Source organism: Streptomyces sp. NPDC058576, assembly GCF_042718715.1.
In the GTDB taxonomy this organism is placed as follows: Bacteria; Actinomycetota; Actinomycetes; order Streptomycetales; family Streptomycetaceae; genus Streptomyces.
In genome coordinates, this window is sequence record NZ_JBHXPF010000028.1 from 51,201 (window position 1) to 69,933 (window position 18,733).

General features: G+C 72.4%; 18 protein-coding genes. 12 read left to right on the forward strand and 6 right to left on the reverse strand.

The window, feature by feature from the left end; translation table 11 throughout:
- Nucleotides 1–47: 47 nt before the first annotated feature.
- Entirely contained in the window at nt 48–974 is a 927-nt protein-coding gene (locus tag ACFWRV_RS20620; RefSeq protein WP_384336533.1) for a LysR family transcriptional regulator, read from the forward strand.
- 17 nt (nt 975–991) lie between these two features.
- Here the strand turns inward: ACFWRV_RS20620 and ACFWRV_RS20625 are convergent, their stop codons facing one another.
- Entirely contained in the window at nt 992–2,020 is a 1,029-nt protein-coding gene (locus ACFWRV_RS20625; RefSeq protein WP_384336535.1) for a phosphotransferase family protein, read from the reverse strand.
- Between the two features lie 156 nt (nt 2,021–2,176).
- Here ACFWRV_RS20625 and ACFWRV_RS20630 point away from each other — a divergent pair, with 156 nt between their 5' ends.
- From ACFWRV_RS20630 to thpR, 3 genes are all read left to right on the forward strand, one after another.
- A complete protein-coding gene (locus ACFWRV_RS20630; RefSeq protein WP_384336537.1) occupies nt 2,177–2,839 on the forward strand; it encodes an HD domain-containing protein in 663 nt (220 codons plus the stop codon).
- Nucleotides 2,836–3,843 (forward strand): GlxA family transcriptional regulator, encoded by a 1,008-nt coding sequence (locus ACFWRV_RS20635; protein WP_384336539.1) that lies wholly within the window; start codon nt 2,836–2,838, stop codon nt 3,841–3,843. The genes ACFWRV_RS20630 and ACFWRV_RS20635 overlap by 4 nt, the downstream gene beginning before the upstream one ends.
- 69 nt (nt 3,844–3,912) lie before the next feature.
- Nucleotides 3,913–4,551 carry an RNA 2',3'-cyclic phosphodiesterase gene (gene thpR, locus ACFWRV_RS20640; RefSeq protein WP_384336541.1) on the forward strand — a complete coding sequence of 213 codons (639 nt, stop codon included), beginning with the start codon at nt 3,913–3,915 and terminating at the stop codon, nt 4,549–4,551.
- 57 nt (nt 4,552–4,608) lie between these two features.
- Here thpR and ACFWRV_RS20645 read toward each other — a convergent pair whose 3' ends face one another.
- On the reverse strand, nt 4,609–5,235 hold the full coding sequence (locus tag ACFWRV_RS20645; protein ID WP_384336543.1) for a hypothetical protein: 627 nt from the start codon (nt 5,233–5,235) through the stop codon (nt 4,609–4,611).
- 153 nt (nt 5,236–5,388) lie between these two features.
- Between ACFWRV_RS20645 and ACFWRV_RS20650 the strand changes: the two genes are divergently transcribed.
- On the forward strand, nt 5,389–6,897 hold the full coding sequence (locus ACFWRV_RS20650) for an MFS transporter (protein WP_384336545.1): 1,509 nt from the start codon (nt 5,389–5,391) through the stop codon (nt 6,895–6,897).
- A gap of 22 nt (nt 6,898–6,919) precedes the next feature.
- Nucleotides 6,920–7,480, forward strand: a complete 561-nt coding sequence (locus ACFWRV_RS20655) for a TetR/AcrR family transcriptional regulator (protein ID WP_384336547.1) — start codon at nt 6,920–6,922, stop codon at nt 7,478–7,480.
- 18 nt (nt 7,481–7,498) lie between these two features.
- On the opposite strand, the gene ACFWRV_RS20660 is transcribed toward ACFWRV_RS20655, so the two are convergent.
- Complete coding sequence (locus ACFWRV_RS20660; RefSeq protein WP_384336549.1) at nt 7,499–7,987, reverse strand: MarR family winged helix-turn-helix transcriptional regulator; 489 nt, start codon at nt 7,985–7,987, stop codon at nt 7,499–7,501.
- Nucleotides 7,988–8,100: 113 nt separating this feature from the next.
- On the opposite strand from ACFWRV_RS20660, the gene ACFWRV_RS20665 reads away from it, so the two are divergent.
- Nucleotides 8,101–8,511 carry an Ohr family peroxiredoxin gene (locus ACFWRV_RS20665; protein WP_384336551.1) on the forward strand — a complete coding sequence of 137 codons (411 nt, stop codon included), beginning with the start codon at nt 8,101–8,103 and terminating at the stop codon, nt 8,509–8,511.
- Between the two features lie 66 nt (nt 8,512–8,577).
- Here the strand turns inward: ACFWRV_RS20665 and ACFWRV_RS20670 are convergent, their stop codons facing one another.
- Nucleotides 8,578–10,107 carry an alpha/beta fold hydrolase gene (locus ACFWRV_RS20670; RefSeq protein ID WP_384336553.1) on the reverse strand — a complete coding sequence of 510 codons (1,530 nt, stop codon included), beginning with the start codon at nt 10,105–10,107 and terminating at the stop codon, nt 8,578–8,580.
- 93 nt (nt 10,108–10,200) lie between these two features.
- On the opposite strand from ACFWRV_RS20670, the gene ACFWRV_RS20675 reads away from it, so the two are divergent.
- A complete protein-coding gene (locus ACFWRV_RS20675; RefSeq protein ID WP_384336555.1) occupies nt 10,201–11,229 on the forward strand; it encodes a MerR family transcriptional regulator in 1,029 nt (342 codons plus the stop codon).
- Between the two features lie 69 nt (nt 11,230–11,298).
- Here ACFWRV_RS20675 and ACFWRV_RS20680 read toward each other — a convergent pair whose 3' ends face one another.
- The gene (locus tag ACFWRV_RS20680) at nt 11,299–11,970 is read right to left on the reverse strand and encodes a TetR/AcrR family transcriptional regulator (protein WP_384336557.1); all 672 of its coding nucleotides are present in this window, start codon (nt 11,968–11,970) and stop codon (nt 11,299–11,301) included.
- Between the two features lie 216 nt (nt 11,971–12,186).
- Between ACFWRV_RS20680 and ACFWRV_RS20685 the strand changes: the two genes are divergently transcribed.
- Together ACFWRV_RS20685 and ACFWRV_RS20690 are read left to right on the forward strand one after the other, a co-directional pair.
- On the forward strand, nt 12,187–14,079 hold the full coding sequence (locus ACFWRV_RS20685) for an RICIN domain-containing protein (RefSeq protein WP_384336559.1): 1,893 nt from the start codon (nt 12,187–12,189) through the stop codon (nt 14,077–14,079).
- A 198-nt stretch (nt 14,080–14,277) separates the two neighbouring features.
- Nucleotides 14,278–14,490 carry a hypothetical protein gene (locus tag ACFWRV_RS20690; protein ID WP_384336561.1) on the forward strand — a complete coding sequence of 71 codons (213 nt, stop codon included), beginning with the start codon at nt 14,278–14,280 and terminating at the stop codon, nt 14,488–14,490.
- A 7-nt stretch (nt 14,491–14,497) separates the two neighbouring features.
- Here the strand turns inward: ACFWRV_RS20690 and ACFWRV_RS20695 are convergent, their stop codons facing one another.
- Nucleotides 14,498–14,944: an SRPBCC family protein gene (locus ACFWRV_RS20695; RefSeq protein WP_384336563.1), complete on the reverse strand. Its 447-nt coding sequence runs from the start codon at nt 14,942–14,944 to the stop codon at nt 14,498–14,500.
- Nucleotides 14,945–15,295: 351 nt separating this feature from the next.
- Here ACFWRV_RS20695 and ACFWRV_RS20700 point away from each other — a divergent pair, with 351 nt between their 5' ends.
- The gene (locus tag ACFWRV_RS20700; RefSeq protein WP_384336625.1) at nt 15,296–17,509 is read left to right on the forward strand and encodes a HelD family protein; all 2,214 of its coding nucleotides are present in this window, start codon (nt 15,296–15,298) and stop codon (nt 17,507–17,509) included.
- Between the two features lie 89 nt (nt 17,510–17,598).
- Entirely contained in the window at nt 17,599–18,714 is a 1,116-nt protein-coding gene (locus ACFWRV_RS20705) for an AI-2E family transporter (RefSeq protein WP_384336565.1), read from the forward strand.
- Nucleotides 18,715–18,733: the final 19 nt, after the last annotated feature.

The window sequence follows — 18,733 nt, forward strand, 5'->3', positions numbered from 1 at the left end:
CGCCGGTGAGCCACAACCGGTGGTTGTGGAGGCATAAGGTTCGGGGCGTGGACATCGAAGCCGTGCGCACCTTCGTCACCGTCGCCGACACCGGGCAGTTCCAGGAAGCCGCCGTGGACCTGCGCATCAGCCAGCAGGCCGTCTCCAAGCGCGTGGCGGGCCTGGAGCGCGCGCTCGGGGTGACGTTGTTCGTCCGCACGGCCCGGGGAGCCCGCCCCACGCTGGACGGGCGGGCCTTCCTCCCCCACGCGCGCGAAGTCCTGCGGGCCGTGGAGCGGGCGGCCGCCTCGGTACGTCCCGGGGACCGGGCGCTGCGTGTGGACGTGCTCCACCGGCGTATCGCCCCGGCCCTGGCCGTTCGCGATTTCTACCGGGCTCACCCGGGCACGGACCTGGACGTGGTGACGCTCGCGGAGGCCAACGTGACCGGGGCGGCCGAGGCCGTGCGGGCGGGCGAGGTCGACGCGACCTTCCGCGCCGTGCCGGCGGGCGCGCTGCCCGACGGGATCAGCGCCGAGCGCGTCCTGGACGATCCGTTGCAGCTCCTCGTCGGACCGCGCCACCCGCTAGCGGCCGCCCGGTCGTTGGCCCCGGCGGACCTGGTCGGGCACCGGATCTGGATCCCGGGCATCAAGCAGGGCACCGAGTGGGCCGCCTTCTACGACGAGCTCGCGGAGGACTTCGGTCTGCGCGTCGACGCGGTCGGACCCGACTTCGGTACCGAGGCGCTGATGGACTCGATCGCCGACTCCGCCGGGCTGGCCACCCTCATCGGGTCCCGGGACAGATATGTCTGGCCGGACGCCCACGACCTGCGGCGGATCCCGGTCGTGGGGCCGACGCCGGTCTATCCGCACGCCTTCCTCCACCGGACGGACAACCCGCACCCGGTTCTGGCGGCGCTGCGCAGGTATCTCGTACGGGTACGGCCGGAGCCGCCGGCCGACGTCTGGACTCCGGGCTGGGCCCGGTGACGCCGCTCGTCGCCGATTCAGGGGCGCTGCGAGGGGACCGGGCGGAGTGCGGGCCAGCGGGCGAGCATGCGCCGGCGCATCTCCGTGCAGAGTGTGCTCAGCCCGCCCAGGCCGTCGTGGCCGGCTGTCATGCGGCCGACGACACCGAGCCGGTGGACGAGTCGCTGCCGGGCGGTCGCGGTGCCCCATTTCCAGTCGCGGACCGGGATCCGGGCCAGGTGGTCGGTGCTTCCCCGGTGGGCCCTCTCGACCAGGGCGTCGCCGCGCAGCAGCCAGCCGGCGCAGAAGTCGGTGAGGTCGTCGTGGAGTTCGTCGCCGGTCTCGGCGCGCCATGCGGTGCGGTAGGCGGTCTCCGCCCGCTCCAGCAGCGGTGCGGGCGCCGCGGTGACACACCAGCAGGTCGGGAAGCCGATGCGCAGGTAGGCGAGTTCCGCCAGCCCGCTGCCCAGGGAGGCCTGTTCGAAGTCGATGAACCGGGTCCCGCCGGGGGTGTGCAGGTCGTTGCCGGGGCACGGGTCCCCGTGGAGCAGGGCGTGCCCGGGCGCCCGGGCGAGCCGGCGCACGAGAGCGTCGAGTTCGCCGGGGACTCCGGGAGAGACGGGAGCGTCGAGTGCCGCGGCCAGCCGGAGAAAGGAGGCGGCGTCGGCCTCGGCCGGGCCCTGCCAGCGGGGCAGCGCTCCGGCGTGCTCCGGGCGGGCGGCCGCATGCAGCCGGGCCAGCGCCGCCGCGTAGTCGACGATCCAGTCGCCGGAGGGGCGTCGGTGGTCCAGATGCTCCAGGACCAGCACCCGGTCGCCGGGGGCGGTGACCAGCAGGGCGGGCACCACGGGCGGGTCGGTCCCGGCGGCGAGCCGCAACGCGGCGCGTTCGCGGGCGTACCGATCGTCGGCGTCGGGGCCGCCGACGATCTGCTTCACCACCACCGGCGCGCCGGTGGTCTCCACGCGCCACACGCGTGAGCGCGGGCTGCTGCTCAACCGCCGGGAGCGCCCCGGGGCGCCCAGCCCGGCCCGTAACTCGTCCCCCCACGGCAGTCGCGGTCTCATGCGTTCATCCTCGCACGCGAGCCATGTCCTGATCTGTGGGATGTATGGCCTGGGGGACATGGTGTGGCGCGCGCCGGAAGCCGATGCTGGAGTGGGCGGCCGGGTCCCCGGCCGCGCGAGATAGTGCAGATGTTCCAGAAAGGGAGCGGAGACCTCATGACCACCGATCCGTCGACCGATCATTCGTCACTCACGGCCCGCGTGCGCGTTCCGGACACCACGCTCGCCCGGGAGGCGGCCGAGCTGGTGCGGGACACGACGAGTGAGCTGATCTACCACCACTCGTGCCGGGTCTTCTGGTTCGGGGCCCTTCAGGGGCAGCACCGTGATCTGAGCTTCGACCCCGAACTGCTCTACGTGGGGGCTCTGTTCCACGATCTCGGTCTCGGCGAGTCGTTCCGCTCCAGCGGCCGGCGCTTCGAGGTGGACAGCGCGGACGAGGCCCGCCGCTTCCTCCGGTCCCACGGGGTTCCGGAGGACAGCGTGCGGCGGGTCTGGACCGCGATCGCCCTGCACACGACTCCGGGCATCCCGTCCTTCATGGAACCCGAGGTGGCGCTGGTGACCGCCGGGTTCGAGTACGACGTGCTGGGCATCGGCTACGAGGCCCTCTCCCCGGCGGACCGGGCCGGGATCGTCGCGCTCCACCCCCGGCCGGACTTCAAACGGCGGATCCTCGGGGCGTTCACCGACGGCATCCGCCCGAAGCCGGAGACGACGTTCGGCAACGTCAAGGCAGACGTCCTGGAGCACTACGTCTCCGGCTTCGAACGCGGCGACTTCGTCCGCACCATCCTCGACTCGCCCTGGCCCGAATGACCGGCGCCGCCCGCTCCCACGTGGTGGCCGTCGTGGCGTTCGACGGCGTTCAGCTGCTCGACGTCACCGGCCCGGCGGAGGTGTTCACCACGGCCAACGGCTACGGGGGCCGCTACGACGTCCGGATCGTCTCGGTGACCGGGGAGGACGTCCGGACCTCCGGCGGGATCAGGCTGGGGGTCGAAGGCACCCCGGACAGTCTCCCCGGGCGGCTCGGAACGCTGCTGGTGCCGGGCCGCCGGGACTGGCGGCGGGCCGTGGACGACGCCGCGCTGACGTCCGGGGTGCGGGATCTCGCCGAGCGGTCCCGCCGGGTGGCCTCGGTGTGCGCGGGCGCGTTCGTGCTGGCCGAGGCGGGTCTCCTGAACGGCCGCAGGGCGGCGACGCACTGGCGGCTGGCCGGCGAACTGGCCGCCGCCTATCCCGCGGTGACGGTCGAATCCGACCCGCTCTTCGTACGCGACGGGCCGGTGATCACCTCGGCGGGCATCACCGCGGGCATGGACCTGGCGCTGTCCCTGGTGGAGGAGGATCTCGGTGCCGATCCGGCCCGGGACACCGCGCGGGAACTGGTGGTCTTCATGGCCAGGCCGGGCGGGCAGTCCCAGTTCAGCGCCCGGCTGCGGCCACGTGGGGCCGCGCATCCCGCCGTACGGGCGGCCATGGACGCGGTGAGCGCAGATCCGGGCGGCGCGCACTCCCCGGCCGCGCTCGCCCGGCGCGGCAAGGTCTCGGCCCGGCATCTGAGCCGGCTGTTCCGCGGCGAGACCGGGCTCACGCCCGCCCAGTACGTCGAATCCGTACGCCTGGAGGCCGCCCAGGCGCTGCTGGCCTCGGGCACCGATCCCGTCGAGGCGGTGGCCGACGGGGCGGGCTTCGGATCGGCCGAGACGATGCGCCGGGCGTTCCAGCAGACGTTGGGCGTCTCCCCCACCCATTACCGGGCCCGGTTCCGGACGACGGCGGCGCCGAGCGCGGCGGCGGATCCCGGGATGAGGTCCTGAGGAGCGTGTGGCGGTGACCGCGTTCGGCCGAGTTTCCCGGGGTGTGGGGCGGCACGTACGGTACGGCAGGTGAACGAACCGCTCGAAGCCGTGACCGGCCCCCCGGCGGACGAACGCGCCCGGGCCGCGACGACCCGCGTGTTCCTGGCGCTCGCCCCGCCCGACGACGCGAAGGAAGAGCTGGCACGGGAGCTGCGCCCGGCCTACGACACCTACCCCCGGATGCGGTGGAACCGTATCGAGGACTGGCACATCACCCTGGCGTTCCTCGGTGAGCTGCCGGTCACCGCCGTCCCGCCCCTGATGGCCCCGCTCGCCGGGCTGGCGGCGCGCCGGCGGCCCCTGCGGCTGGAGCTGCGCGGCGGCGGGCACTTCGACGAGCGGGTGCTGTGGACCGGGGTCACGGGGGACCTCAAAGGGCTGCACCGCCTCGCCACCGACGTACGCGCCCTCGTCAGTGAGTGCGGTGTTCCCTTCCCGGACCGGCCGCTCCGACCCCATCTGACCCTGGCTCGCTCCCGCCGGGGCGACCATGCCGCCACGGTGGAGGCCGCGGCGGGGCTCGGCGCGTTCGCCGGCCGGAGCTGGGAGGCCGGGCGTCTCCATCTGGTCGGCAGCAATGTCGGCCGCGGCCCGGGGCCGATCCACTACCGCGACATCGAGGCCTGGGACTTCCGCGACGGGGCCGACGGCGCTGCCGACAGCTGATTCCGTGCGGTCGCACCGACACGCAGGCTCGTCGTCATACGTCACGGGGTCATGCGGTCACCTGGTTCGGTCCCGCGCGGGCCGGTCGTGCGTCAGCAGGAACTCGGTAGCCCGCGCGATGGCCTCGGCGGACGTTCCGTGGACCGCCTCCGACTCGTCCTCCTGAAGGTCCGCGCCCGTGGCGGTGTACCACCAGGCGTCGGCGCCCGGATCATGGTGAATGACGGCGTCGCCGCCCGCGTAGTGGAGCGGGATGGACTCGCTGGCGGATTTCTTGGGCACCGCGTGAGGCCACTTGAGGCGGGCCGACTGGCGCTTGATGCCGCCCCAGGCCGCGCCCAGCTGCGCGTAGCTGGATCCGCCGCGTCCGGCGACGGTGGCCGCGCTCTCGGCCAGCCGGTCGACGGACCGTTTGGCTTCGTAGAGGGACCGCAGCATCGCCAGCTGCACATCGGGCGCGGCCATGAGCGCGGCGTCGAAGGGCTTGCCCGCGGTGCGGTAGGCGAGGGCGCGCGTCGAGATCCGTTCGGCCAGCGCCCGGACCGCGTCGAGCACCTGCTCGTCCATGGCGAACGAGTCGTCGTCGCCGGGCTCACGCCAGGCGGGGTCCACCGGCCTCAGGACCGTGGCCCAGAAGTGCTCATCGCTCTGATCAGGGGTCGGGATCGTCTTCACATCATCCATGCGACAACTTTAACTGTCACCCAGACAGACGGCAACCAGTTATGTCGCTATACGTATGCGACAGCCACGCCTGTCGCTAGATCACCGTAACTGTACCTTTCGTAAGGTACAGTTACGGTGATCGGGACGGTTCTCACAGTGAGGCTCAAAGGGATGATCATCAGCACGAGACGACGCTGGCTGCTCCTGGCCGTGGTGAGCGCGGGGCTCCTGTTGATCACGTTGGACAACTCCATCCTGTACGCGGCGTTGCCGACCCTGGTGGGGGATCTCGGCGCGAGCAGCTCCCAGGGGCTCTGGATCATCAACGCCTATCCGGTCGTGATGGCCGGCCTGCTGCTGGGCAGTGGCACGCTCGGTGACCGGGTGGGGCACCGGCGGATGTTCCTGATCGGACTCGTGGTCTTCGGTGCGGCCTCGCTCGTCGCGGCGTTCTCCACCAGCCCGGAGGCACTGATCGCCGCGCGGGCCTTCCTCGCCGTCGGGGCGGCCGCGATGATGCCCGCCACGCTGGCCCTGATCCGCGTCACCTTCGACGACGAGCGCGAACGCAACATCGCCATCGCGATCTGGGGGACCATGGCGGTCGTGGGCAGCGCCCTGGGCCCGATCATCAGCGGGATCCTGTTGCAGCACTTCTGGTGGGGATCGGTCTTCATCATCAACATCCCCGTCGTCGTCGCCGCGGTGATCGCCACGCTGGTCCTCGCGCCCCCGAACGACCCGGACCCCTCCAAGCAATGGGACCTGACCTCCTCGCTCCTGGCGCTCGTCGCCCTGGTCGGCCTCGTCATGGCCATCAAGGAGACGGCCAAGACCGAACCCGCTCCGGGGGTCATCGCCGCCGCCGTCCTCGCGGCCGCGGCCGGCGGGTGGGCGTTCGCGCGGCGCCAGCGCCGGCTGCCCTACCCCCTGCTGGACTTCGCGATCTTCCGCAACCGGGCCTTCCTCGCGGGGGTGCTCGCCGCCGGGTTCGCGCTGTTCGCCATCGCGGGCATCCAGCTCGTCACCACCCAGCGCTTCCAGCTCGTGGAGGGCTTCACCCCGCTGCGGGCCGGGTTCCTCGTCGCGGCGGTCGCCGTCGGCGCGTTCCCCACGGCGATGCTCGGGGGTGCGATCCTCCACCGGGTCGGCCTGCTGCCCCTCATCGCCGGAGGGCTCGCCCTCGGGGGCGTCGGCACCGTGCTGGTCCTGATGAACTTCGCCACCAGCATGGGCCTCCTCGTCACCGGGCTGATCATCACCGGCAGCGGCCTCGGCGCGGCGATGTCCGTCGCCTCCAGCGCGATCATGGGCAATGTCCCGGCCCGGAGAGCGGGCATGGCCTCGTCCGTCGAGGAGGTCTCCTACGAGTTCGGCGGCCTGATCGCGGTCGCTCTCCTCGGCAGCCTGCTCACCGCCGTCTACTCCGCGACCATCGACCTCCCCGCCGGGGTGTCCGACCGGGCGCGCGATAGCCTCGACAGCGCGCTCGCACTGGCCGGCGAGGGAGCAGGGACCGATACGGCGCTGGTCACCGCCGCGTCCGAGGCGTTCGACGGCGCGTACCTCGCCGTGATGATCGTGGTCGCCGGCGCCCTCGCGGTCGGCGCCCTGGTGACCGGCCTCCTGCTGCGCCGGCACGGCCCCGGCTCGGCGCTGTCCGGCCCCGCACACCACTGACCCGACGGCACGGGAGCCGACCATGCGAACCAGCAAACGTACCCAGATCCTCGAAGCCGCCACCAGGGTCGTGCAGCGTGAAGGCGTCAAGAGCGTCACCTTCGACTCCGTCGCCGCGGAGGCCGGACTGACCAAGGGCGGCCTCCTGTACCACTTCGCCTCGCGCGACGACCTCGTCCAGGCGATCCATCAGCATCTGGCCGACGCGTGGGAAGCCGACCTGGTCGCGGCGGCGGGGAAGCCCGCGGCCGAGACCACTCGGGACGAACGGCTGGCCGCCTACACCCGGGTCGCCATCCAGAGCGCCACACGGGCCGAACTTCTGCTCATGCTGGAAGGATCGACGAACGCGGCGCACGCGGCCGTCTGGGGCGCCGTGACGGAACGCTGGGCGCCGTCCCCGGCGTCCGCGGTCGACGATCAGGCCGCGCTGGACCGGTTCATCGTCCGCCTCGCGGCCGACGGCCTCTGGCTGTACGACTCCCTGACCTCGGAACGGCTCGACCCCGGGATGCGGCGGGCCGTCGCCGACCGGATCGCCGGCGCTCTGGCTCACGACGGCAGCAGCGAGGACGACGGCTGAGAACCGGCGCGCCCCGGCTCAGCCGGCGTCGGCGGCCTCCCCCAGCGCACCCGTGAGGCGGCCGAGGGTCTCCTGCAGCCCGAGGACCTCCTCCAGCGACAGGCCGGTGGCGGCGAGCACGCCTCGGGGGACCGACAGGGCGCGTTCGCGCAGCCCCGCACCCTCGTCGGTCAGGTCGATCACCACGGAGCGTTCGTCCTCGCGGCTGCGTTCGCGCCGGACCAGTCCGGCGCCCTCAAGCCGCTTCAGCAGCGGCGACAGGGTCCCCGAGTCCAGGTGGAGACGGCCCCCGATGGCCTTGACCGACTGCGGGCCCTGCTCCCAGAGGACGAGCATGACCAGGTACTGCGAGTAGGTGAGACCGAGGTCCTTCAGCGCCTGCCGGTAGTAGCCGCCGAACGCCCGCGAGGCGGCGTGCAGCGAGAAGCAGACCTGGTGGTCCAGTCGCAGCAGTTCCGCGTCGGGGACGGCGGAAAGGTCGGGCGAGGCGCTCTGAGCAGTGGTCATGGCACCAGCGTACCGCCGCACACGCCATTGAGTTGTGCACAACTTAATTGTGTGCAATCTTTATGTCCGTGACCACGACCAGCCGGGTCGGGGCTCCAGAGGAGGGTCATCCCATGGACGCGTTGTACACCGCCGCCGCCACCGCGAACGGCCGTGAGGGCCGTGCCGTCAGCTCGGACGGTCAGATCGACCTGCCCCTCGCCATGCCCCCGGCCCTCGGCGGCAACGGCAAGGGCACCAACCCCGAGCAGCTCTTCGCCGCCGGCTACGCGGCCTGTTTCGCCAGCGCGATGGCCGCGGTCGGCCGCGAGCTGAAGGTCGACACCAAGGACGCCTCCGTGACCGCCGAGGTCTCCATCGGCAAGGACGGCGACGGCTTCGGGCTCGCGGTCGTCATGCGCGTGGAGCTGCCGGACTCCCTCGCCGGCGAGGCCGGGCAGAAGCTGGTCGAGGCCACCCACGCCTACTGCCCGTACTCCAAGGCCACCCGGGGCAACATCGACGTCCAGCTGGTCATCGAGTAGCCGAGCGCGGGGACGCCCTGACGTGAGGTGGCGGTGGGCCACGGCTCGGAGCCGTGGCCCGGACGGTCACCCCGTCAGACGCGCCAGCACCGCGCCCACCGCACGGTGCACGGCCTCGCGGGCCTCGTCGCTCGCGTCGAGCGTCTCGAAGCCGTGGCGGCCCTCCGGTACGTCGATGATCTCCAGGTCGGCCCCGCAGCGGTCGGCCTCGGTCACGAACTCCTCGACGGTGGCGGCGATCTCGGCACTCTCGCGGCCCGCCCGGACCAGCACGATGGGAAGGCGGCCGGCGCGGGAGACCGCCCGGACCGGGTGGAAGCGGGGGCCTGTCAGTCCCCAGCCCGGCAGCGGCGCGAGGATCGGGTAGTTCGCGGCCACGCAGCGCAGCCACGCCGGGGGATCGGTCAGCCAGTCGGCGGTGATCGGGCCCCCGCCCGAGAAGAACCACAGGGCGACCCGGTCCGCGTCGACCCGCGGGTCGGCGCGCACCCGCTCCACCGCGTCGGCCACGTCCGCGGCGGCCCGCTCGTAGTCGGTCACGGCGCGCAGGCGGTGGTCGAGCGTCACGGCCACGACTCCCTCCCCGGCGACCTGGCGGGCGTATCCCGTCAGGGTCGGCCAGTCCCGGGGCGTGGGCCGGGCCTCGGCGGGAACCGGGCCGCCGTGCACGAACACCACGGCCGGGTGCGGACCCGGACCGTCCGGCAGATACAGGTCGGTGTTCCCGGTCCGCTCCCGGGGCCGTTCGGGCACGTCGAGGAGGAACGGCCGCAGATGGGCGGGCGTGTGGGCGTCGTCGACGGGGGTCAGCCGGTGTCCCCCGCCGGACGCGGCACCCATCAGGGTCTCGGCCAGCTCCGCGGGGCAGGACAGCATCGGCCAGTGCCCGGTGGGCAGTTCGAAGAAGGCCACCCGGGCGTCGGCCAGGGACCGCAGCCCCGGATCGCCGACGTCCACCATGATCTGGAGCATCTCGACGCCCGGCCCGTTGCCGGTGCACAGGACCCCCGTCACGGGCACCGCGGCCACGGCGCCGGTGAGCCGCAGCGGCTGGAGCAGGGTGCCCAGCGGCTGCGGTGACGCGAGCGCGGTGAGGCCGTCGAGCGCCGCCTCGGAGAGACCCGCGGTGCTCCCCCAGCGGTCCCACGCGTCCCTGGCCGGGGGCGGCAGATCACCGCCCGTCCACCCGTCCCCGCCTCCGGCGGCGCGCTCCGCCATTTCCTCGCGCAGACGCTGGTCGGGCACGGCGGCCAGTGCGGGGACGCCGTCCCGCGGCATCCCGGCGTCCAGATGAACGATCCGGGCGATCGACCGTGCCCGGCGATCGGCCGCGCCGAGTACGGGGTGGATGCCGTAGTCGTGGCCGACGAGCACGATCTCCCCGGCGGACTCCGCGACCACCGAGTCGATCACCGCGAGCACGTCCGCGACATGGGTCTCCAGGTCGACGGCCTCACCGGCGTCGGCGGGGGTCCTGCCGAGTCCGGTGAGCGCCACGCTGTGCACCTCGGCGCCTTCCGCCGTCAGCCGCGCGGCGGTGTCCCGCCACACGTGCGGTCCGGTGAACGCCCCGGCCACCAGGATGAATACGGTCATGGTTCCTCCTCGTCACGCTGTCTCCCGCGCACCGGCCAGCTCTCCCGGCAGCGCTCGCCGGTACCGTAGGAACTCCCCCTGGTGGAGGTTCAAGTGTTCTCGTCGCACGACGGTCTGTGCACCATCGGTGAACTGGCCGAGCACACGGGCGTCAGCGTCAAGACCGTCCGCTTCTACTCGGACCACGGGCTGCTTCCGGAGGCGGCCCGCAGCGCCGGCGGGCACCGCAGGTACGCCCCGGACGCCGTGGAGCGGCTGGGCATGATCCGCTCGCTGCGCGGCCTCGACCTGTCGGTTCCCGAAGTGCGCCGCATCCTCGACGAGCAGGACGAGCGGGACGGGGCCGCGGCGGGTGGCGCGTTGGAGGATGCCGTGGCCGGCCGGCTGCGGGTCCTCGGCTCCGAGCTCGCCGCGCTGCGCTGGCGGGAGGCCGCGCTCAGGCTGGTGCAGGAGTCCCCGCCGGTCGAACGGCCAGCCCGGCTACGGCTGGTCGGGGCGGTTGCCGTGCCGCCGAGCACCGCCTCCCTGGCCCGGTTCTGGCGGGCGTGGCTGCCGCCCCGGATGCCCGCCCGGTCGGTCTCCGCGTTCCTGGAGGCGGCGGTGACGCACCCTCCCGACGATCCCCGGCCGGCCCAGGTCCTCGCCTTCGCCCGGCTGCACGCCTTCGTGACCGGCCCGTGCGATGCCGGGACCGGCGCCGGTGCCTGCCAGCCCCGGGCGCACGGCGTCGCGGGTGCCCGCGCGTCGGCCGTGCTGTACGCGGGCCTGGCCGAGGCGTACGACCTGGCGGGCGCGGCACTGCGCCGCGGGTCGGGGCCTTCTCCCGGCGAGGCGCTGGACGGCTTCGTGGACGCGTACGCGAGCACGTACGGCGCGCGGGACACGCCCGCCTTCCGCCGTGTGCTGGCCGGCCGGCTCGCGGGCGATCCGCGCCTCGACCGGTACTGGGACCTGACGGCCGAGGTCATCAGCGCTCCCGGCGGCCGTCCCGAACCGACGCCGGGGACCGCGCACGACTGGCTCCTGGCGGCCCTGAACGCGCAGATGGAGCTGACGGCCGGTCACGGCGGTGCGCGGCGCGGGCCGGTCGGTGAGGCGCCGGCGTCCGTCGGCCCCGCGTAGCCGGCCCCTCCCGCCCGCGGCGCGAATCGCGGCACGTGACGAGCGGTTCCCGCTCGCCCGGCAGGGCGGTCAGCCGACGGCGTGCGGACCGAACCGTTCGGGGGCGAGGGTCGCCAGCAGAGAGGTGACCACGAGATCGGTCGAGGCGGCCATGTCCACGGATTCCGGGGAAAGGAGCCACTGGACCTGAAGGCCGTCCATGACCGCGATGATGGCGTTGGCCGCGTTGTCGGCCAGGCCCGCCCGGTCGGCGGGCAGTTCGCAGGCCTCGCGCAGCGCGTCGGCGACGAAGACGCGCAGCCCGTGGTAGCGGTCGCGGAAGTAGTCCTGGGCGGGGTGGTCGTCGGTGACGGACTCCGCCGAAAGCACCGCGTACAGCCGCACGATGCCTTCCCGTTCCGCGTTGAGCAGCGCGGTGTTCACCAGGTGGCGCAGGAAGTCCAGCCCCTGGGGGCGGTCGGGGCCGAGGTGCTCGATGTCCCGCTGGTCGCGCAGTTCGAGCACGCTGGTGAGGAGGAGGGCCTTGGAGCGGAAGTAGTGCAGCACACCCGCCTGCGTGAGGCCGACCCGGTCCGCGATCTCGGCGAGCGAGGCGTTGTTGTAGCCACGGGCGGCGAAGGTGTCCATGGCGATGGCCAGAATGTCCTGCTGTCGCTGCCGGGCTTCCGGGCTGCGCGGCGTGCGGGGCCTGGCCGGGCCACGCGCCGGTCCGCCCACTCTGCCCACTGACTGGTTGCTCACCGGTTCAGCTTAAGCCTGCCGGAGGGCGGTGAAGATCCTTCGGGCAGCGGGGAAGAACACCGGAGCAAACCACTTACTAACCACTTAGTGGGTGTGCTTTCATGCCGTTGTCCCGCCCTCTTGTGACCGGCACGCCCGGAGCGAGGCGTCCGCCGCGCCCTCCGTCCGCCGGGGTGTCGTCGTTGAGCACGTACGAACCCAAGGAGAGCCGCAACCATGCCAAGCTCCACTCCCCCGCGTTTCAGAGCGCGCGCGGCAGGCGCCGCGCTCGTCGTGACCGTCGCCGCGCTCGGCGTCAACGGCGCCGTCACCACCGCCCGGGCGGCCGACCCGGTCGCCCAGGTGTGGGTCACCACGCCCGACGGCTCCAAGAAGCTCACCCCGGACGGAAGCCTCCCCTTCGACGGGACCCCGCAGGCGGTCGACATCCGTATCGACGCCGCCGCCAAGGGGCAGAAGTTCACCGGCGCGGGGGCGTCGGTGACGGGCGCCTCCGCCCATCTCGTCCAGGGCCTCCCCCAGGCGCAGCGCACCTCGCTGCTGAAGTCGCTCTTCTCCGCGGAGGGCGACGGCATCGGGCTCAACTACCTGCGCCAGCCCCTGGGGAGCACCGACTTCGACGCGAACGGGAACGCGTACACATACGAGGACACCCGAGGCGCGTTCTCCATCGACCGGGACCGGAGTCAGATCATCCCGGTCCTGAAGCAGGCCACCGCGATCAACCCGACCATCCGCTTCATGGGCTCGCCCTGGTCGCCCCCGGCGTGGATGAAGACCAACAACTCCCTCAACGGCGGAAGTCTGCGCACCGAGCACTACCAGGCCTACGCCGACTATCTGGTCAAGGCGATCAGGGCGTACGGGCAGGAGGGCATCGCCCTCACCGATCTCACCGCGCAGAACGAGCCGGAGTTCGCGACCAGTTACCCGTCGATGAGCATGACCTCGGCCCAGCAGGCGGACTTCCTGCGGGTCCTGGACCAGACGCTCACCGCGGCGAACATGCCGACCAACATCCTTGCCTACGACCACAACTGGGACCACCCGAACTACCCGCTCGACGTGTTCGCCCGGACGGGCGGCATCCAGCGGATCATCGGCGCCGCGTTCCACTGCTACGGCGGAGCGCCCGCGGCGCAGAAGCAGATCGCCGACGCCGGGAAGCGGGTCTTCTTCACGGAGTGCTCCGGCACCGACAGCGCGAACCCGGCGACGACGTTCGGCGACACGCTCAGGTGGCACGCCGAGAACCTCGTCGTGCAGAACATGCGCAACGGCGGCGAGACGGTCATCAACTGGAACCTCGCCCTCGATCAGAACGGCGGCCCCCACCAGGGGCACTGCACCAACCGCTGCAACGGCATCGTCGAGATCAACGGCGGGCAGGTCACCCGCAACGCCGAGTATTACGTCCTGGGCCACGTCTCCAAGTTCGTCAAGGCGGGGGCGGTCCGGATCGGCTCCACCAGCCAGGGCGCCGGAGGCGTGCAGAACGTCGCCTTCCAGAACAGCGACGGCACCCGCGCGGCCGTGGTCGTCAACACCGCCTCCGCAGCGCAGCGGTTCTCCCTGACCGACAACGGCAAGTCGCTCGCGTACACCCTGCCCGCCGGTGCCGTCGCGACCTTCACCTGGGACGGGAGCGGCGGAACGACCGACCCGCCCGCGGGTTCCATCGACCCCGCCGCGTGGTACCAGGTGCGCAACGGCAACAGCGGGGCCTGCCTCGACGCCGCCGACTGGGGCACCGCCGACGGCACCGCGCTCCAGCAGTGGGCCTGCGGGACCGGGGCCAACCAGGGCTGGCAGTTCAGGCCCACCGACGCCGGCCACTACCAGGTGGTAAACCGGCACAACGCGAAGGTCTGGGACGTCGACGGTTCCGGAGCGACCGCCGACGGCGCCAAGGTGCACCTGTGGTCGTACGTGGGCGGTGTCAACCAGCAGTGGCGGCCGGAGGCACTGTCCGGCGGGCGGTACCGCTTCGTCGCCCGGCACAGCGGCAAGTGCCTCGACGTCGACAGCTCCTCGACGGCCAACGGGGCCAGGCTCTCGCAGCAGCCCTGTTCCGGCTCCCCGGCCCAGGCGTTCTCCCTGACCCGCTGACGCGGGAGGCCGCGACCGCGGCGGCTCCCCGCTCGGGGAGCCGCCGCGGCGCGCGTTCGCGGCGCGGAGCGTGAAGACGCGCCGGCGCACCGGGGAGGGCTCCGACACCGACGGGACTGGGCGCGCCGCGCCCTGTTCCCGCCCGGCACGCCCCCATATGCTTCGGCTTCTGCCTGTTCGCCCGCTTCAGGAGGTCTCGTGCCGGCCCGCGCCATGTACTGCTACACGTGTGATTCCGATGAACAGCACCGCTCCCTCACCGCCGGCGAGAAGACCTGGCTGCGAGGCCGGACGGGGCGCCGGAGCGTCGACGAGTTCTTCATGTGCGAGGCGCCGAGCTGTCGCAATGTGCGCAGCGGCTTCAACAAGCACCCGTTCGACCCCGTGATCCGCGTCCCTCTGCCGGACTGACGCCGGCTCAGGGCGCCTCTACGGCTTCCTTGATGCGCTGCCCGAACGCCGGCGCGTCCTTGCGTGCCGCGCTTCCCGCGAAGCCGACCAGCAGTTTGCCGACTCCGTGGCCTTCGAGGACGTTGAAGAGCCTCACGTGCGTGCGGCCGTCCGACGTGCGTTCCAGGTCGTAGCCGCCCTCGGCCGCGGTGATGAGGTTCTTGGACTGCTCCTGCCAGCGGATACGGGTCGGGGCGACCAACTCGCTGATCTCGAAGTCGCGCCGGGACGTCATGCCCGCGTCCTTGACCGTGCTGTGGAAGACGGTGCCGACGCGGGTCGGGCCGTTCGGCGATTTCTCGATGCGCTGCACCCGTGGGCTGAACTCGGGGTCGTGCTCGCCGTCCGCGAGATAGGCGAAGACTTCCTCGATGGGCCGGTCGATGTCGACCGTGGCTTCGAACTGTGTGCTCATGGCTCTCTCCGGTCGGGTGGGACGCGGCGCCGCCGGCAGGGCCGCGACGGCCGGTCGGGGCGACCGTTCGCGCACCTGACGTGGCGACGGCGCCGAATCCGTTGTCCGCCATCAGTGTCGGCCGAGGTTCCCGGGAGCGCACGCCGAGGAGCCCTGCGCGGGCCCGGCCGCGCGATGGACCTCGTCCCGCTCCCGCACCATGGATAATCCCCGGACCGTCATTGCGGTCCGGGGATTATCACGCGTATATTGGATTGTTCTGCACTCATGCAGAAAGGCCCCACTCGGGGGCCTTATGAGTTCGAACATATCTGGCGGGGAGCCGTTTTGTCAAACCGGGAAAGCGACGAATTGCGGGAAGAGCAGGAATTCATTGATCGGCTCCATGCCCGGGTCGACGCACTGCGCGGGATGGCTGCCGATGGTGTCGAGCGCGCGTTGACGCCGGTCGGGACGGGCCAGCAGGCGCGGCTGGAGCGCGACATCCTCGTCGCGGAGCGTTCGGGGCTGCTCGCCGCGCTCAACGCGGTGGACGGGTCACTGTGTTTCGGCCGCATCGACCGCTCCGACGGGCTCGCGCACCATATCGGCCGTATCGGGATCCGTGAGGACGACACCGACCTCACGCCTGTTCTGATCGACTGGCGTGCGCCGGTGGCGCGTCCTTTCTATCTCGCCACCGGGCACACGCCGATGGGGCTGCGCCGGCGTCGCCACATCACCGCCGAGGGCCGCACGGTCACCGAGCTCCATGACGAGATCCTCGATCTCGGCGACCGCGACCGCACCGGTTTCGAGGATCCGAACGGCGACGCCGTGCTGCTGGCGGCGCTCAATTCCGCGCGCACCGGACGCATGGGCGACATCGTGCGGACCATCCAGGCCGAGCAGGACGGCATCATCCGGGCCCCGCACCGCGGCGTCCTCGTCGTCGAGGGAGGACCCGGCACCGGCAAGACGGCCGTCGCGCTGCACCGGGCCGCCTTCCTTCTCTACGAGCACCGCGAGCTGCTGGCCAAGCGCGCCGTGCTCATCGTGGGGCCCAACCCGGCGTTCCTGCGCTACATCGCGGAGGTGCTGCCCGCGCTCGGCGAGACCGGGGTGCTGCTCGCGACCCAGGCCGAGCTGTTCCCCGGCGTGCACGCCACCGGCACGGACACCCCGCGCGCCGCCGCCGTCAAGGGCGGCGAGGCGATGGCCGAGGCCCTGGCCCTGGCCGTACGCGACCGGCAGCGGCTGCCGGAGCCCGGGGCTGCCTTGGTGATCCCGCACGAGGACGGCGGGGACCTGATCCTGGACTGGGAGATCGCCTACGAGGCCCGGCAGGCGGCCCGGGAGACCCGCCTGCCGCACAACCTCGCCCGCCCCCACTTCGTCTTCCGGGTCATCGACGCCCTCACCGCCCAGCTCGTCGAGCGGATCGGCGCGGACCCCTACGGCGGGCCCAACTTCCTCGGTCCCGACGACGTGGCCCAGCTCGGCCGGGACGTCGCGCTGAGCAAGGAGGTGCACGCGGCCGTGGACGAGCTGTGGCCGCCGCTGACCCCCGAGGGCTTCCTCGCCGACTATCTGGCCGACCCGGTGTACGTACCGGACGAGGAGGCCGACGCGATCCGGCGCCCGCCCGTGGCCGGGGCGTGGACCCCCGCCGACGTACCGCTGCTGGACGAGGCGGCCGATCTGCTCGGCGTCGACGACAGCGCGGAGAGGGCTGCCGCGGAGGCCGCCCGTCAGGAGCGGGTCGGCTACGCGCAGGGCGTGCTGGAGCTGTCGCGCGGTTCGGAGAGCTACGAGTTCGAGGACGGGGAGTCCGAGGTGCTCGCCGCGCACGACATCATCGACGCCGAGCGGATGGCGGAGCGGCACGAGGAGGCGGACCACCGCACGGCCGCCGAGCGGGCCGCCGCCGACCGCACGTGGGCGTTCGGCCACATCATCGTCGACGAGGCGCAGGAGCTGTCGCCCATGGCGTGGCGGCTGCTGATGCGCCGGGCGCCGACCCGCTCGCTGACCCTGGTCGGCGACCCGGCCCAGACCTCCGAGGAGGCGGGCGTCGGGTCCTGGGAGAAGATCCTCTCCCCGTACGTGGGCGACCGTTTCGAGCACGTCACGCTGGAGGTCAACTACCGTACGCCTGCCGAGATCATGGAGCTGGCCGCCGGGGTGCTGAGGGAGAAGGACCCCTCGTTCACCGCCCCCGTCTCGGTGCGGTCGACCGGCGAGAAGCCGTGGACGCGGTACGCCGGGGAGGATCTGGCGGGGGCGGTGGCCGAGGCCGTCGCGGAGCTGACACCCCGGGAGGGGCGCCTCGCGGTGATCGCGCCGCGTGCGCTGCACGAGGAGATCACGGCGCCGCTGGACGGGGTCGCGGCGGGTGAGGCCCCCGACCTCACGCGGACGGTGGTGCTGCTGGATCCACGTCAGGCCAAGGGGCTCGAGTTCGACCATGTGCTGGTGGTGGAGCCCGCCCGGTTCGGGAGGAGCGATCTGTACGTGGCGCTCACCCGGGCCACGCAGCGCCTGGGCATCGTCCATCGGGAGGAGTTGCCGGCGGGGCTGCGCTGACGGGTCCGGCGGCCCGCCTTCGTGGCGATCGGTCCGGGCGGGCCGCGGGATTGGCCGGAACACGGTTGTCGAACCCATAGGGTGACGCCATGTCTTCGCCATTGAGTTCGACAAAGACCGCGGCTGCTCTCCGCACGTCGGCACGGGTCTCCGCAGAGCTGCTCCTGGTCCTCGTGGCGGCGGCGGTCGCGCTGTGGGTGCTGGGCCGGATGTGGTCGGTCGTATGGCCGCTGATAGTCGGCCTGTTCCTCACCACGCTGACCTGGCCGCTCGCCCGCTTCCTGCGCCGGCACGGGTGGTGGCCCGCGCTGGCCGCGTCCGTGGTGACCGTGTTCGCCCTGCTCGTGGGGGCGGGCATCGTGGCCCTGATCGCGGTGCCGGTCGCGGATCAGTCCGGGGAGCTGGCCGACCGGGTGGTCGCGGGGATCGACAAGCTCCGCGAGTGGGCGGCCGGTCCGCCGCTGAACATCGGCGACGACCAGATCACCGGGGCCCTCGACACCGCGACCTCCCGGCTCCAGGACAGTGTGGGCAGTGTGGTCACCACCGCCGTCACGGGGGTGAGCACGGTGGTCAACGGCGTGGTCACGGCGGTTCTGGCGCTCTTCCTGATGTTCTTCTTCCTCAAGGACGGCCCGCGCTTCCTCCCGTGGCTCACCCGTCAGCTTCCCGGCCGGTTCGCCACCGACATCCCCGAGGTGGCCGCCCGCAGTTGGAACACCCTGGGCGCGTTCGTCCGGTCCCAGGCGTTCGTCGGTCTGCTGGACGCGGTCTTCATCGGCCTCGGCCTGTGGATCCTGGAAGTGCCGCTGGTGCTGCCGCTGGCGGTGCTGACCTTCGTCTGCGCGTTCGTGCCGATCGTGGGGGCGCTGTTCGCCGGATTCGTGGCGGTGGTCATCGCGCTGGTCTCGAACGGGCCGATGGACGCCCTGCTCGTGCTGGGGATCATCATCGTCGTGCAGCAACTGGAGGGCAATGTGTTCCAGCCCATGATCCAGAGCCGGGGCCTCGGCCTGCACGCGGCGGTCGTGCTGCTCGCGGTGACGCTGGGCGGCAGCCTGGCGGGGGTCGTGGGGAGCCTGCTCGCCGTGCCGTTGGCGGCGGTGATCGCGGTGATCTGGAACTACCTCCGCGAGCAGCTCATGGAGGAGCCGCGGGAGCCGGAGCCCGCGGAGCTGCCCGGGGGATCGCCCGCCCCGTCGTAGGGGCTCCCCCTGCGTCCCC